This is a genomic window from Delftia acidovorans SPH-1, from assembly GCF_000018665.1.
Taxonomy (GTDB): domain Bacteria; phylum Pseudomonadota; class Gammaproteobacteria; order Burkholderiales; family Burkholderiaceae_C; genus Comamonas; species Comamonas acidovorans.
In genome coordinates this window covers 4,361,274-4,375,945 of sequence record NC_010002.1, presented here as the reverse complement: position 1 = coordinate 4,375,945, position 14,672 = coordinate 4,361,274, and the positions used below count along the sequence as shown (strand labels likewise).

The following is a 14,672-nucleotide window of genomic DNA, read 5'->3' as shown; positions in this document are numbered from 1 at the left end:
AGTTGATCCAGGCCTTCAGTGTGCCTTCATACAGGCGGGGCGGCGGGTAAGAAGAGTGCTGTTTGCAGGCGCCGCTTGGCCTATGCTTTCGATACTTCACACATCAGCTACAGGGCGCATGGCATGCGCCCCCGGGAGACAGCATCCAGTGAAAACAACGAAGCAGGGGGTGCATCCCTCATGGATCGTCGTGGCGGCCGGCGTCAGTGCGGCTCTGCATGTAGGCAAGCTGCCGCCGGCTGTGCCGGTGCTGCAGCAGCAATTGGGCCTGTCCCTGCTGCAGGCCGGCTTTCTGCTTTCCACCGTGCAGGTGGCCGGCATGGTGCTGGGCCTGGTGGTGGGTCTGGGTGCAGACCGCTGGGGGCTGCGGCGCAGCATGCTGGCAGGCCTGCTGTTGATGGCGGGTGCCAGCGCCCTGGGCGCCACCGCTACGGGGTTTGCAGCGCTGCTGGCCTTGCGTGCCGTGGAGGGGCTGGGCTTTTTGCTGGTGGCCATGCCGGGGCCGGGTCTGATCCGGCGCTGCGTGGCGCCAAGCGATCTGAGCGCGCGCATGGGCTGGTGGGGCACTTATATGCCGCTGGGCAGTGCCATCGGCTTGCTGCTGGGGCCGTGGGTGATGGCCTGGGCATCCTGGCCCGCATGGTGGTTGCTGTTGGGACTGATTTCGGCACTCGCATGGGTCGCCGTCTGGTGTGGCGTGCCGGCAGACAGGCCGGTGCCCCTTGGCACGTCGGTGGCGGGCGGTGGCTGGCGTCCTCGCCTGGCGTTGACCCTGCGCAGCCCCGGACCCTGGTGCGTGGCTGTGGCCTTTGCCGTGTACTCAGGGCAGTGGATGGCCGTCATCGGCTTTCTCCCCACGGTCTATGCCGAGGCTGGCCTGGGCGCCGCATTGTCGGGCACGCTGACGGCCGTGGTGGCGCTGGCCAACATGGTGGGCAATGTGGCCTCGGGCCGTTTGCTCCAAGGCGGCTGGAGCGCCACGCGCGCCTTGCGCCTGGGCTTTGGCTGCATGGCGGCGTGTGCGCTGCTGGCCTATCTGCAATGGCAGGGGCAACCGCTGGCGCCGTTGTGGCTGCGCTTTGTGGCGGTGGTGTTGTTTTCGGCGGCGGGCGGGCTGATTCCAGGCACGCTGTTTTCCATGGCGGTGCGGCTGGCCCCCGATGAGTCCACGGTATCGACCACGGTGGGTTTCATGCAGCAATGGTCCAGCGTGGGGCAGTTTGCAGGCCCGCCTCTGGTGGCGGCCGTGGCCGTGCAGGCGGGCGGATGGCAGTGGACCTGGGTGGTGACGGCGGCCATGTGCGCTATCGGCTGGTGGCTGGCCGGCGCGATCGGGCGCATCGGCGGTGCGGGTGCAGCGTCGCGCGGGCGCGCTGCAGTCTGATCACGCGTCGCGCGAGCCTATCAACGCCTTCAGGGCCTCTTCCATCTGCTGCGCATGATCCAGCGCGGGCAGCCAGGCCTGGGGCACCGGCTGGGCGGGGGCCTGGGGTGCGGATGCGGCCAGTTGGGCCAGGGCGTCATCGGGCTGCAGGGCCACCACGTTGCCGTTGGCGGACAGCTGGCGGCAGGCATCGACCAGCCATTCACAGTGCAGCACGATGGCGCGCGGCATGAGGCCACTGTCATGCGACATGCCGCGCACCAGGCTTTCGCCCAGCAGCAGTGCGCTGGCATACAGGCGCACGGCGTGGCGGTCATAGCGCCCGGTGATGGTCTGCAGCCCCGCGCCACCCAGGCGGCCGCGCAGGGACCAGCGGCTGGCGCTTTGCGCCTCCACCATGGCTGCGCGCAGTGCGCTCAGCGCATCGCTGCTGCGCGTGAGCTGGCCCAGCGCGACGGTGGCATCGGGCGTGTCGTGGGTGGCGGTGGCGCGCAGGGTGGCTTCCAGCCCCTCGGCCAGCTGGCCCAGCAAGGCGCTTGCCGAGCGCGACACGGCGCGCAGCGGATTGGCCGTGAAGATCACCTGGCTGAACATCAGGCCGACACCGGCGCCCACCAGTACGTCAACCAGCCGCGTCTCGCCCGCGGCGCTCGGCCCCATGCTCAGCACCAGCACGACGGAGACGCCCGCCTGTATCGGGACGACTGGCGGCTGCCCGAGCATGGCGGCCAGAGACAGGGCGACCAGCGAGGCCAGACTCAGCCGCAGCAGCGGAATGGTGTCGGGCAGCAGCCAGGCCAGTTCGCCGACGATGATGCCGATGGCGCAGCCCAGCACCAGGCCCCAGGTCTGCTTGAGGTGGCTGGGCAGGCCGGGCGCCAGGCAGACCAGGGCGGTGACAGCGGCAAAGACGGGTTTGGGGTGGCCGAGCAGGTAGTGGGACAGCTCCCAGGCCAGCATCGCACCCAGGGATGCGGCGATGGCGTCGCGCAGCGCCAGCCGCAGGCGGCCGGGCGCAGCGGCCATGCCGCTCTTGGGAGTTCCAGGGGGTGTTTTTGCTTTTGCTTTTCGCCAACGCACGAAGATTCTCCCTCCAGCATGCGAAATCCAGGTTCGCAAATGCCCAAAAGCATAGCGGCCAGTCCAGGTTCGGCGTGCAGGAGAGAAGCTTCTTGCTTGTAAGAAAGCAGCCCGCAGCGGGCGGGTCGGCAGCTCAGGCGGGTTGGAGCAGGCCTTCGATGAAGGCCCACTCCTTGGGCGTGACCGGCGTGATCGACAGGCGGTTGCCCTTTTGCAGTACGCGCATGCCGGCAAGCTCGGGATGCTCGCGCAGCTCGGCGATCTGCAGCGTGCGTGTCTTGCGCAGCGCCTGCACGTCCAGCGTGAGCCAGCGCGGCTTGTCGGGCGAGGACTTGGGGTCGTAGTAGGGACTGCGCGGGTCGAACTGCGAGGCATCGACGCGCAGGTTGCCTGCAATGCGGGCGATACCGTAGATGCCGGGCTCGGCGCAACTGGAGTGCCAATACAGCACCCCATCGCCCACCTGCATGGCATCGCGCATGAAGTTGCGCGCCTGGTAGTTGCGCACACCGTCCCAGGCGATGGTGGCCTGCGGCGCGGCCAGCGCGTGGTCTATGGAGAATTCGTCTGGCTCGTTCTTCATGAGCCAGAACTGGCGGGCGGAGGTGGGGGCGGCAGTCATGCCGCGATTGTGGCAAATCCCCGGACGCCGTGGCGGCGTTCCGCGCGCGCCGGCAAGAGCGCGCCGGTGACGGGACAATCGCCTTCAGCCGGGCACCTCTCCCCAGCCCGCGAACCACAGGAACCCTGCATGACCGACAGCTCCACCTATGTCCCGCCTGCCGTATGGCAGCCAGCGCCTTCGGGCGGCACCTTTGCTAACATCAACCGCCCGGTCGCCGGTCCCACCCATGACAAGGCATTGCCGGTGGGGCAGCAGCCGCTGCAGCTGTATTCGCTGGCCACGCCCAACGGCGTGAAGGTCACCATCATGCTGGAGGAGCTGCTGGCGCTGGGCCATGCCGGCGCGGAGTACGACGCGTGGCTGATCCGCATCAGCGAAGGCGACCAGTTCTCCAGCGGCTTTGTCGAGGTCAATCCCAACTCCAAGATCCCGGCGCTGGTGGACCGCAGCGTCGAGCCGTCGGTGCGCGTGTTCGAGTCAGGCTCCATCTTGCTGTACCTGGCCGAGAAGTTTGGTGCGCTGCTGCCTGCCGAGCCCGCTGCGCGCACCGAAACCCTGAACTGGCTGTTCTGGCAGATGGGGTCGGCACCTTACCTTGGCGGCGGTTTCGGGCATTTCTATGCCTATGCGCCCGAGAAGTTCGAGTACCCCATCAACCGCTTCACCATGGAGACCAAGCGCCAGCTCGATGTGCTCGATCGCCAGCTGGCCCTGCACCCGTTCATTGCAGGGGCGAACTACAGCATTGCCGATATCGCCATCTGGCCCTGGTATGGGGCCCTGGTGCTCAACGAGGTGTATGGCGCGGCCGAGTTCCTGTCTGCCCATGAATACACGCATGTCATGCGCTGGGCCAGGGAGATTGCCCAAAGGCCGGCCGTGCTGCGGGGCCGCCGCGTGAATCGTACCTGGGGAGATGAAGCCACCCAGGTGCCCGAGCGCCATCAGGCGTCGGACCTGGGCTGATAGCCGTCTACTGGGAGCGGCCCCAGGGGCCGCGATCGGGCTGGCGCCAGAAGCGCGGGCGCTTGCCGGAAGGCTCGGGGGCGGGCTCGGCCTCGCGCCCGTCCTTGTCGGTCCTGTCGGCCTTGTCGGTCTTCTTGGCCTTTTCCAATTGCTGACCTGTCTGCTCGACCTTGCGCGCCGTGCGATCAAGCCGCGAGGGAATGTCGAGTTCTGCGTGCTCCACCACACGAATGCAGTCCTGGATATGCCGCTCGCCCAGATAGCGCAGCGTGGCATAGCCCAGCGCTGCCGCTGCAGCCTGGCCTGCCAGCGGCACGTACTTGGCGGCCTGCGTAGCCGTCATGCGCATGCCGGCCGCGCGCGCCAGGCGCACCACCATGTCGCGCGTGATCAGCTTGCCGATCAGCACCGAGCCCACCATGGCCACGGCCTTTTGCACCTGCTCGCGCTTGCCGGGTTCCAGCTTGTCCAACTGTTCGGGTGTGAGGCCGAATTCGCGGTTGATGCGCGGCAGCAGCCGCGCCAGCAGGGCCGCATCCACCAGCCAGTCCAGGCCCGGAATGGGCAGGCTGCTGGCCGCTGCGCCGACCAGCGCACGCCGGTGCAGCAACTTGCGCGCGCTCTCGGCCGCTTGCGCCACATCGTGGCGCGGTGGTGGAGGGGGAGGGGTTTTGTCCGATGTGCGAAAGATCATGCGTGCCAGTGAGGACGGGGCAGATGTCGATCAAGAGAATGCACCAGCCGGCGGATGCGGCTGGCGCGCAGGGTGGTCAGCGTGCGCTCTTGCTGCGCACCAGACTGTAGATGAAGAGGATGACGATGGCGCCCACGATGGAGGCGATCCAGCCGGCGGGTTGCCCGGCCTCGTACCAGCCCATGGCGACACCAACGTAGCTGGCAAGAAACGATCCTGCCACGCCGAGCAGGATGGTCATGATCCAGCCAAGGCTGTCATCGCCGGGTTTGAGTGCCCGCGCCAGCAAGCCAACGACCAGGCCAACGATGAGGGTACCAATCAAGGACATCATGCTTTTCTCCGAACTGAAGCTTCCATGCCGCGACTCTAGGGCCCGGCACCGGGTGGCCCTGTCGGACAGCATCTCAACCTGGGACGAAGCCAGAGCAGGGTCCTGAAAAACAAAACGCCTGCATGTGCAGGCGTTTGTGGATTGGCGCAAAAGACGCTGCGATCACTGCAGCTGGCTTGCCTGCATCTGCAGGGCCAGAGCGGCCTTGCTGGCGTCAAGGCCCAGGCCGTCGGCGTCCTGCACGCGGCGGGCGCCATCGAAGCGGCGAGCCCAGTACGCGCTTTGCATGCTTTCCACGCGAACCTGCGCACCGGTGCGCGGTGCATGGATGAAGTTGCCGTCGCCGACATAGATGCCGACATGGCTGAAGGTGCGGCGCATGGTGTTGAAGAACACCAGATCACCGGGCTTGAGTTCGTTCTTGTCGATTTTCTCCGTGGCCTGTGCCTGCTGGTCAGCGCGGCGCGGCAGGACCTTGCCCAGGGTTTCGGAGTAGATGGCGCGGACGAAGCCGCTGCAGTCGAAGCCGGTCTCGGCACTGTTGCCGCCGCGGCGGTAGGGAACGCCGATGAAGCCCATGGCGGTCACGACCAGATCGGAGGTCTTTTCGGCGACGCTTTGTCGTGCTTCCTTGACGAAGTCGGAAGTGCGTTCCGCCATGTGGTGGCGGGCTTCGCGCAGCTGCGAGATGAGGCTGCGGTTGACCAGCAGCTGGTTCATATCGTCGTCACGCATTTCGGGCGGAGCCGCGTGTGCCGTGACGCTGACAAACAGGAGTGCAATAAGCCATCGGGACATGGGGCGCGAGATTACCACGCAAAAACGTAGGACAAATTCGATAAGACCCCCGAAAACCTGGGTTTTTGAGTTACCTCAGGAATCCGGGCTGCGCGGCAGGGAGCGCACGCAAGCTGCGACAATGGAAAGCTTTCCCTTTTGTCCTCTATAAGAAGGGCGGCCCGCGCCGCCCCATATTCCCAAGAAAGATCCGCCATGCTGCTTGAAGCCACCGACTCCCAGCTCGTACTCGTCGATTACCAGGAGCGCCTGATGCCGGCCATCTTCGAGGGACCGGCAGTTCTGGCCAATGCCGTGAAGCTGGCGCGCCTGGCGCAGCTGGTGGACGTGCCGGTCTTCGGCACCGAGCAGAACCCCTCGCGCCTGGGCGCCAACGACGCCGAACTGCGCGCGCTGTGCGACCGGACCCTGTCCAAGATGCATTTCAGCGCCGTGGCCGAGGGCCTGGGCGAGTGGCTGCGTCCTCCTGCCCGACCCCAGGGCGGCAATGCACGCAGCCTGCCCAAGCACCTGCAAAAGCCCCAGCAGCAGGCGCCCGAGCGCAGCATGGTGGTGATTGCCGGCTGTGAAGCCCATGTCTGCCTGCTGCAGACGGCGCTGGAGCTGCTGGAAGATGAGTTCGATGTCTGGGTCGTCACCGACGCCTGCAGCTCGCGCACCGAGCGCAACCGCGATGCCGCCTTCGACCGCTTGGCCGGCGCAGGTGCCGAGCTGGTGACCACGGAGATGGTGGCCTTCGAGTGGCTGCGCAGCTGCGAGCATCCGGCCTTCAAGGATCTGCTTGCCCTGGTCAAGTAAGGCCTGGGTTCCTGGGTCCGCCGTCTTGGGGCGCTCTTTGGAGCGCCTTTTTTCATGGTGACCTGTCTGCTCTCGGGAGGCGGGCTGCCGCTGCACCGCGTAGTTCTACGGAGCTGCGTGCGTAGCCGGCCGAATAGGCGCGGGCAGGGCGTTTTTCTACAGTGGCGGCATTCCCCCAAGAGAGACTGTATGAAGCACGTTCTGACCTTCACCGCCCTGATCCTGACCGCCTCGGGCAGCGCTTTGGCTGCCGACAATTTCTATGGCGCCGTCCGCATCAATTCCGCCAATTACAAGGCCCACGACATGGACTCCAGCGCCCGCCCCGGCCTGGGGCAGTTCGTGCCTGGCGACGACAGCCGCCGCGCTACAGGCGGCTCTCTGGCCCTGGGCTATCAGCTCCCGTCGGACTGGCGTCTGGAAGCGGAATACACCCTGCCCAGGAGCAACGAATTCACCAGCGGCTCCACGCGTTTTCCCACGAGCTTCAATCACCACAGCATCCGTTCTCAGCGCCTGATGATCAATGCGTACAAGGATTTCCCCCTGAACGCGCAGTTCTCCGTGTACGGCACGGCGGGCCTGGGCCTGGCCCACCTGCAGTCCAGCGGCTGGCAAGGCAATCCGAATCGCCAGTACTTCAGCGATTCCCAGAACAATCTGGCCTATGCGCTGGGCTTTGGCGTCAGCTACTCGCCGATTCAAAAGGTCAGCATCGACCTGGGCTACCGCTATGTGGGCATGGGCAAGACCCACAGCGGCGCCAACAACTTCACCAATGTCCGTGGCCTGCAGGATGAGCAGATGCGCGCCAAGCTGAGCTCCAGCGAGATCTCGGTCGGCCTGCGCTACAGCTTCTGAGTTTGAAGGGGCCTGTCTGCCCGCGCAGCGCGGAGTTGTCAGCTTTTGGCAAGCGCATTATGAATAATTATGAATTCAGAAGCCGCCAATCCATGACAACGACAGGAGACAGACAATGGCCCCGCGTTTCGACGATTTCCACCGCCGCTCCATCGAGGAGCGCGATGCCTTCTGGGCCGAGCAGGCCCGCCGCATCGACTGGCATGTGCCGCCCCAGCGCATCTGCGACTACGACAATCCGCCATTTGCACGGTGGTTTGTCGGGGGGCAGACCAATCTCTGCCACAACGCCGTGGACCGGCACCTGGCCGAGCGCGCCGACCAGAACGCGCTGATCGCCATCTCCACCGAGACCGGCACGGAAAAGGTCTACACCTACCGCGAACTGCATGCCGAGGTGCAGCGCATGGCCGCCGTGCTGCAGTCGCTGGGCGTGCACAAGGGCGACCGCGTCCAGATCTACATGCCCATGATTGCCGAGGCGGCCTTTGCCATGCTGGCCTGCGCGCGGCTGGGTGCCATCCATTCGGTGGTGTTCGGCGGCTTTGCCTCGGCGGCGCTGGCCTCGCGCATCGATGATGCCGAGCCCAAGGTCATCATCAGTGCCGACGCGGGCTCGCGCGGCGGGCGCGTCGTGGCCTACAAGCCCTTGCTGGACGAGGCCCTGCAGCTGGCCAGCCACAAGCCAGCGGCCGTGCTCATCGTGGACCGTGGCCTGGCGCCTGCGCCCATGCGCGCCGGCCGTGACCACGACTGGGCCAGCCTGCGTGCGCTGCACGCCGACGCCCAGGTCGCCTGCACCTGGGTGGAATCCACCGACCCCAGCTACACGCTCTACACCAGCGGCACCACGGGGCGCCCCAAGGGCGCGCAGCGCGATACGGGCGGCTACACGGTGGCGCTGGCCGCCAGCATGCCGCTGATCTTCGGGGCCGAGGCAGGGCAGACTTTTTTCTGCACCAGCGACATCGGCTGGGTCGTGGGCCACAGCTACATCATCTATGCGCCGCTGATCGCAGGCATGGCCACCGTGCTCTACGAGGGCCTGCCCATACGCCCCGACGCGGGCATCTGGTGGAGCATCGTGGAGAAATACCGGGTCACCCACATGTTCTCGGCGCCCACGGCCATCCGCGTGCTCAAGAAGCACGATGCCGAGTACCTGCACCGCCACGATATCTCCAGCCTCAAGGCGCTGTGGCTGGCCGGCGAGCCGCTGGACGAGCCCACGGCGCAGTGGATCAGCCAGGCCCTGGGCAAGCCCATCATCGACAACTACTGGCAGACCGAGACCGGCTGGCCCATCCTCACGCTGTGCAACGGCGTGGAGCAGCAGACCACGCGCTTCGGCAGTCCCGGCAAGGCCGTCTATGGCTATGACGTGAAACTGATCGACGAGGCCACGGGCGAGGAACTGCTCGGTGCCGGGCAAAAGGGCGTGCTGGCCATCGAGGGACCGCTGCCGCCGGGCTGCATGCAGACCGTCTGGCGTGACGACCAGCGCTTCGTCAACACCTACTGGAAAAGCATTCCAGGCCGCATGGTCTACAGCACCTTCGACTGGGGCATTCGCGACGAGGACGGCTACTTCTTCATCCTGGGCCGCACGGACGACGTGATCAACGTGGCCGGCCACCGTCTGGGCACGCGCGAGATCGAGGAATGCATCTCCGCCCATCCCCAGGTGGCCGAAGTCGCCGTGGTCGGCGTGGCCGATACGCTCAAGGGCCAGGTGGCGCTGGCCTTTGCCGTGCCCCGGACGGCGCTGGAGGGCGAGGCCGAGCGCGCGGCGCTGCAGGCCGATGTGATGAAGCTGGTCGATGCGCGGCTGGGCGCCGTGGCCCGGCCCTCGCGCGTGGTCTTCGTCAGTGCGCTGCCCAAGACGCGCAGCGGCAAGCTGCTGCGCCGCGCCATGCAGGCCGTGGCCGAGGGGCGCGACCCGGGCGATCTCAGCACCATGGAAGACCCGGCTGCGCTGGCCCAGGTGCAGCAGCAGCTGTGAGGCAGGGCACGCGCCGCAACCGCTTGCAGCCGGGGTGATGTGCGCCGGCGCCCCTGCCTGCCGCGCCTACAATCGCGCCTTGGGCCGCAGCCGGGCCAGGTCCCCAGGCTGCGGCGCCCTGTTTTCAACCGACGAGAAAGCGTTTTCGACGTGCAGGTCGCATCTTCCATCTTCAAAGCCTATGACATCCGCGGCATCGTGCCGTCCACGCTCAACGAGGAGGTCGCGCTTGGCGTGGGCCGCGCCTTCGGCATGGCGGCCCTGGCGGCTGGCGAGACCGTGGTGGCCGTGGGACGCGATGGCCGCCTGTCGGGACCCTCGCTGTCCGCGGCGTTGATCGCCGGCCTGACCGAGGTCGGCATCGAGGTGATCGACATCGGCCTGGCCACCACCCCCATGCTATACTACGCGGCCAGCACACTGGCGCGCTCGGGCATCCAGGTCACGGGCAGCCACAACCCCAAGGACTACAACGGCTTCAAGATGGTGCTGGCCGGCCGCGCCATCTACGGCGAGGAAATCCAGGCGCTGCGCCGCCGTGTCGAGAGCGACGACTGGACGATCACGGGCACCGGCAGCGTGCGCCGCGCCGATGTGCAGACCGACTACCAGGCGCGCATCGTGGGCGACGTGAAGCTGGCGCGCCCCATCAAGATCGTGGTGGACTGCGGCAACGGCGTGGCCGGGGCCTCGGCGCCCGGCATCTTCCGCGCCCTGGGCTGCGAGGTGATCGAGCTGTTCTCCGAAGTGGACGGTGAATTCCCCAACCACCATCCCGATCCCAGCAAGCCCGAGAACCTGCGCGACGTGATCGAGGCGCTGCGCACCTCGGACGCCGAACTGGGCCTGGCCTTCGACGGTGACGGCGACCGCCTGGGCATCGTCACCAAGGACGGCCAGAACATCTTCCCCGACCGCCAGATGATGCTGTTTGCCAAGGACGTGCTCTCGCGCGTGCCGGGCGGCAGCATCGTCTACGACGTGAAATGCACGCAGCGCCTGGCGCCCGCCATCCGCGAGGCCGGGGGCGAGCCCGTGATGTTCAAGACCGGGCACTCCCTGGTCAAGGCCCGCATGAAGGAACTGGACGCGCCGCTGGGCGGCGAGATGAGCGGTCACATCTTCTTCAAGGAACGCTGGTACGGCTTCGATGACGGCACCTACGCGGGCTGCCGCCTGCTGGAGATCGTCAGCCGCGAGGCCGACCCCAGCGCCTTGCTCAACGCGCTGCCCACCAGCTTTTCCACCCCTGAACTGAATGTGGCCTGCGCCGAGGGCGAGCCCCATCGCCTGGCCGCCGAACTGCAGGCCCTGGCCGCCGAGACCTTTGCCGCACCGGCCCAGGTCAGCACCATCGACGGCCTGCGCGTGGACTGGGCCGACGGCTTCGGCCTGATCCGCGCCAGCAACACCACGCCCGTGCTGGTGCTGCGCTTCGAGGGCCAGACCCAGGAGGCGCTGTCGCGCATCGAGGCGCAGATGCTGGCGCTGCTGGAGCGCGTCAAACCCGGCGCGCAGGTTGGCGGCGCCGCGCACTGATTTGCGCGCCAGGCGATGACTTCACGCTCTCCCACGTCCTGGGCGCGCGCGCTGTACAGCGCCGTGACCTGGGCGGCGCAGCCGCTGCTGCGCCGCAAGCTGCTGCGCCGAGCCGAGGCCGAGCCCGTCTATGCCGAGCACATTCCCGAGCGCTTTGGCCGCTACCAGCCGGCCACGCTGGGGCAGGACGGACGCGGCCGGTGGATCTGGATCCATGCCGTATCGCTGGGCGAGACGCGCGCTGCCGCCATCTTGCTGACCGCGCTGCGCGAGCGCCTGCCCGGCATGCGCCTGCTGCTGACCCATGGCACGGCCACGGGCCGCACCGAAGGCCGCCGGCTGCTGCAGCCCGGCGACCTGCAGGTCTGGCAGCCCTGGGATACCCCAGCGGTCGTGCGCCGCTTCGTGCAGCAATTCAGGCCCGCGGTCGGCGTGCTCATGGAGACCGAAGTGTGGCCCAACCTGGTCGCCATCTGCCGCGAAGAAGGCGTGCCGCTGGCGTTGGCCAACGCGCGGCTCAGCGACAAATCGCTGGGCCAGGCGCTGCGCGTGGCGCCGCTGGCGCGGCCCACCTATACCGCCCTGGCTGCCGTCTGGGCACAGACCGAGGACGATGCCCGGCGCTTGCGCCTGCTGGGTGCGCCCGTGCGCGGCGTGCTCGGCAACCTGAAGTTCGATGCGCGTCCGGACGCCGCGCTGCTGGAGCGCGCCCGGCAATGGAAGTCCGGCCTGTCCCGCCCTGTGGTGCTGCTGGCCAGCAGCCGCGAGGGCGAGGAGGCCATGCTGCTGCCCGCCCTGCGCACGCTGGGGCCGGCAGGCCGGGCCGTGCAATGGCTGGTCGTGCCGCGCCATCCGCAGCGCTTTGACGAAGTGGCGGCGCTGCTGGCTGGCGGCGGCCTGCATGTCTCGCGCCGCAGCCAGTGGGTGGGTGGCCCGCCCTGCGGGGCTGCGGCGGATGACATCGACATCTGGCTGGGTGATTCGCTGGGCGAGATGGCCCTGTACTACGGCCTGGCCGACGCCACGCTCATGGGCGGCAGCTTTGCGCCGCTGGGCGGCCAGAACCTCATCGAGGCCCTGGCCTGCGACTGCCCCGTGGTGCTGGGGCCGCATACCTTCAACTTCAGCGAAGCCTCGGATCTGGCCTGCGAAGCCGGCGCCGCGCTGCGGGCGCCCGACATGGAGCACGGGCTGCGCCTGGCCGTGGACCTGGCCGGGGACCGCCAGTCCCACGCCCATGCCGTGGCCCAGGCGCGCGGCTTCCTGGACCAGCATCGCGGGGCCGCACAGGCCACGGCGCAGGCGGTGGCCGGGCTGTTGCAGTCGCTCGCCTGATCCTCCTGTGCCAGGGGTGGGCAGGCAAGACTGCGCAGTAAAAGGGCTTTTGCCCGTTCAGCGAAAGGGCGACTCAAAGGGGTTGACAAGCGCCACGCCAAAATCCGTGAAGTCGCGAATGTTGCGTGTGGCCACGACCAGCCTGTGGCGCATGGCCGTGGCTGCAATCATTGCGTCCTCATACAGCGCCTCGGAGCGCCCGTGCATCAGCCGGGCCCAGATGCGGAAGGTCTCGGCATCCATCGGCAGCACGTTGTAGGAGGCGGAGACCAGATCTGCCCAGCGTTCGATTTCCTGGGCCTTCTCAGCATCCTGTTGCCGGGTCAGCTCTATGCCCGCCTGGATTTCGCCCAGGCTGACCGCGGACAGATGGAGCTCCGGCTCAGGCAGGGATTGAAGCCAGGCCAGGACGGCTCCGTGGGGCCTGGGGCGCCGCAGCTCTGAAATGATGTTGGTGTCCAGCAAATACATTTCTGGCGCACTCAGTTGGCGGGTTCGATGGGCCTGCGGTGTGCCAGGCCGCGCGGCGGGATCAGCAGGTCTGCGCGGCCCACTTCCGAGAGCAGCAGTTCCTTGAGCGAAGCAGGTTCGGCAGCGGGATGCAGGCGGCGCCACTCTTGCATCGGAACGAGCACGGCAGTGTCTGCGCCACGCCGGGTCAACACTTGCGGGCCATCGGTCAGGCAGGCTTCGAGAAGCTCGTTGAAGTGGTCTTGGGCATCTTGCACAGGCCAGGATTTCATGATTGCGCTCCTTCGCTCACGGGTTACGGGCCCAGTCTAGTTCCTGGACTGTTGGCTCTGCAATCCTGGGCCCATGCACGCATCAAGGGCCCTATCCTTCCTGCAGCACCGGCAGGCTCACACTCGCCAGCAGCCCGCCATCCTCCACACTGAGCAGCTCGATGCTGCCGCCGTGCCGCTCGGTCACGGTTCTGGCGATGGCCAGGCCCAGGCCGCTGCCGCTCTGGCTCTGGTCGGGTACGCGGAAGAAGCGGTCGAAGACACGCTGGCGCCAGGCCTCGGCGATGCCCGGGCCACGGTCGCGCACCTGGAGCACGGCCTGGTCGCCCTGGCGCTGCAGGCGCACGCTGATGGTGGCGTGCGCGGGGCTGTATTTGATGGCGTTGTCCACGAGGTTGTCGATCAGCGAGACCAGGCCTTCGCGTTCGCCCATCACGCTCAGTGGCTCGCTGGCTTCCAGGGCCAGTTCCACCGGGCGGCGGCAGGCCAGGGCGTCGAGTGCGGCGAGCCGGTCTTCCAGCAGCAGGTCCAGGCGCAGCGGCTGCATGGCCATGCCGGGCGCTTCGGTCTCGCTGCGCATGAGTTGCAGCAGCTGGGCCACCATGCGGCTGGCGCGCTGGTTGCTGCGCAGCAGGCTGTCCATGAGTTCCTGCTGGCGCGGTTCGCTGCCAAGGCGCAGCAGGGCCTCGACGTTGACGTGCATGGCCGCCAGCGGCGTGCGCAGTTCGTGGGCTGCATCGGCAATCAGGTTGCGCTCGCGCTCGCTGCTGGAGCGCACGCGGGCCAGCAGGGCGTTGATGTCCTGCACCAGCGGCCGCAGCTCGGCGTGTGGCGGCGCATAGGTGAGCGCGCTGAGGTCGTCGGGGCCGCGCGTGGCCAGCTCGTCGCCCACGCGGCGCAGCGGGCGCAGCGCCGCGCGCACCGACCACCAGGCCGGAAAGGCCAGGAAGGGCAGGCTGATCAGCAGCGGCAGCAGGTAGTAGCTGCGGGTGTTGAGGGTGATCAGCAGTTCCTTGAAGGACGGCAGCATCAGCGTGACCTCGGTCTGGCCCGAGGCCGAGCGCAGCGTGCTCATGCGCCAGGTCTGCCCTTCGAAATCTATGTCCTCGACCGTGTCCAGCACGCGGTTGCGCAGGGTGGGTGCCGGCGTGGGCGAGCGGTACAGGAGCTGGCCGCGCTGCCAGACCAGCAGCGTGGGCGTGAAGCGGATGTCGTCGTCTCCGTCGCCGTACTCATGGCGCAGGGCCGTGTCCAGCGCGGCCAGGCTGTGCTGCTGGCGGTCCGGAAGGTCGGCCAGGTCCTCGGCCACAGCCATGACGAGTTCGTAGACAGGCTTGCTGACCAGCAATTCATTGTGGAAGTGGGCCATGTAGATGGCTGCCACCAGCAACGCGGTCCAGATCGCGGTGAGCACGCCCATCTGGGCCAGCAGCATCCGCCGGCCCAGGGTGGGCCGCAGCCAGCGGCGCCATCTCGGGCTGGCCTGTTGCCCCTGCAGGGTGTGCGATGTCAT

15 protein-coding genes are annotated in these 14,672 nt (G+C 67.6%); 7 read left to right on the top strand and 8 right to left on the bottom strand.

The annotated features are described in order from the left end of the window. The first annotated feature begins 118 nt into the window (after nt 1-118). Nucleotides 119-1,384, top strand: coding sequence for an MFS transporter (locus DACI_RS19920; protein ID WP_192812295.1), 1,266 nt, complete (start codon nt 119-121; stop codon nt 1,382-1,384). Here DACI_RS19920 and DACI_RS19915 read toward each other — a convergent pair whose 3' ends face one another. Further along, on the bottom strand, nt 1,385-2,410 hold the full coding sequence (locus DACI_RS19915) for an FUSC family protein (protein ID WP_012205798.1): 1,026 nt from the start codon (nt 2,408-2,410) through the stop codon (nt 1,385-1,387). Nucleotides 2,411-2,597: 187 nt separating this feature from the next. Then, the gene (locus DACI_RS19910) at nt 2,598-3,086 is read right to left on the bottom strand and encodes an EVE domain-containing protein (protein ID WP_012205797.1); all 489 of its coding nucleotides are present in this window, start codon (nt 3,084-3,086) and stop codon (nt 2,598-2,600) included. A 129-nt stretch (nt 3,087-3,215) separates the two neighbouring features. On the opposite strand from DACI_RS19910, the gene yghU reads away from it, so the two are divergent. Beyond that, complete coding sequence (gene yghU, locus DACI_RS19905) at nt 3,216-4,055, top strand: glutathione-dependent disulfide-bond oxidoreductase (RefSeq protein WP_012205796.1); 840 nt, start codon at nt 3,216-3,218, stop codon at nt 4,053-4,055. Between the two features lie 7 nt (nt 4,056-4,062). Here the strand turns inward: yghU and DACI_RS19900 are convergent, their stop codons facing one another. From DACI_RS19900 to DACI_RS19890, 3 genes are all read right to left on the bottom strand, one after another. After that, nucleotides 4,063-4,749, bottom strand: a complete 687-nt coding sequence (locus DACI_RS19900) for a hypothetical protein (protein WP_012205795.1) — start codon at nt 4,747-4,749, stop codon at nt 4,063-4,065. A gap of 76 nt (nt 4,750-4,825) precedes the next feature. Next, the gene (locus DACI_RS19895; protein ID WP_012205794.1) at nt 4,826-5,083 is read right to left on the bottom strand and encodes a GlsB/YeaQ/YmgE family stress response membrane protein; all 258 of its coding nucleotides are present in this window, start codon (nt 5,081-5,083) and stop codon (nt 4,826-4,828) included. Nucleotides 5,084-5,245: 162 nt separating this feature from the next. Continuing rightward, entirely contained in the window at nt 5,246-5,881 is a 636-nt protein-coding gene (locus tag DACI_RS19890; protein WP_012205793.1) for a C40 family peptidase, read from the bottom strand. A gap of 195 nt (nt 5,882-6,076) precedes the next feature. Here DACI_RS19890 and DACI_RS19885 point away from each other — a divergent pair, with 195 nt between their 5' ends. From DACI_RS19885 to DACI_RS19865, 5 genes are all read left to right on the top strand, one after another. After that, complete coding sequence (locus DACI_RS19885) at nt 6,077-6,679, top strand: isochorismatase family protein (protein ID WP_012205792.1); 603 nt, start codon at nt 6,077-6,079, stop codon at nt 6,677-6,679. A gap of 189 nt (nt 6,680-6,868) precedes the next feature. Further along, complete coding sequence (locus DACI_RS19880) at nt 6,869-7,540, top strand: outer membrane protein (RefSeq protein WP_013802233.1); 672 nt, start codon at nt 6,869-6,871, stop codon at nt 7,538-7,540. Between the two features lie 115 nt (nt 7,541-7,655). After that, on the top strand, nt 7,656-9,542 hold the full coding sequence (locus DACI_RS19875) for a propionate--CoA ligase (protein WP_012205790.1): 1,887 nt from the start codon (nt 7,656-7,658) through the stop codon (nt 9,540-9,542). 150 nt (nt 9,543-9,692) lie between these two features. Continuing rightward, nucleotides 9,693-11,081 carry a phosphomannomutase/phosphoglucomutase gene (locus tag DACI_RS19870; protein WP_012205789.1) on the top strand — a complete coding sequence of 463 codons (1,389 nt, stop codon included), beginning with the start codon at nt 9,693-9,695 and terminating at the stop codon, nt 11,079-11,081. A gap of 15 nt (nt 11,082-11,096) precedes the next feature. Further along, a complete protein-coding gene (locus tag DACI_RS19865; RefSeq protein WP_012205788.1) occupies nt 11,097-12,416 on the top strand; it encodes a 3-deoxy-D-manno-octulosonic acid transferase in 1,320 nt (439 codons plus the stop codon). Nucleotides 12,417-12,473: 57 nt separating this feature from the next. Here DACI_RS19865 and DACI_RS19860 read toward each other — a convergent pair whose 3' ends face one another. The 3 genes from DACI_RS19860 to DACI_RS19850 form a co-directional block, all read right to left on the bottom strand. Then, a complete protein-coding gene (locus DACI_RS19860; protein WP_012205787.1) occupies nt 12,474-12,887 on the bottom strand; it encodes a type II toxin-antitoxin system VapC family toxin in 414 nt (137 codons plus the stop codon). Nucleotides 12,888-12,898: 11 nt separating this feature from the next. Next, nucleotides 12,899-13,159 (bottom strand): type II toxin-antitoxin system Phd/YefM family antitoxin, encoded by a 261-nt coding sequence (locus DACI_RS19855; protein ID WP_012205786.1) that lies wholly within the window; start codon nt 13,157-13,159, stop codon nt 12,899-12,901. A gap of 91 nt (nt 13,160-13,250) precedes the next feature. Beyond that, the gene (locus DACI_RS19850; protein WP_012205785.1) at nt 13,251-14,672 is read right to left on the bottom strand and encodes a sensor histidine kinase; all 1,422 of its coding nucleotides are present in this window, start codon (nt 14,670-14,672) and stop codon (nt 13,251-13,253) included.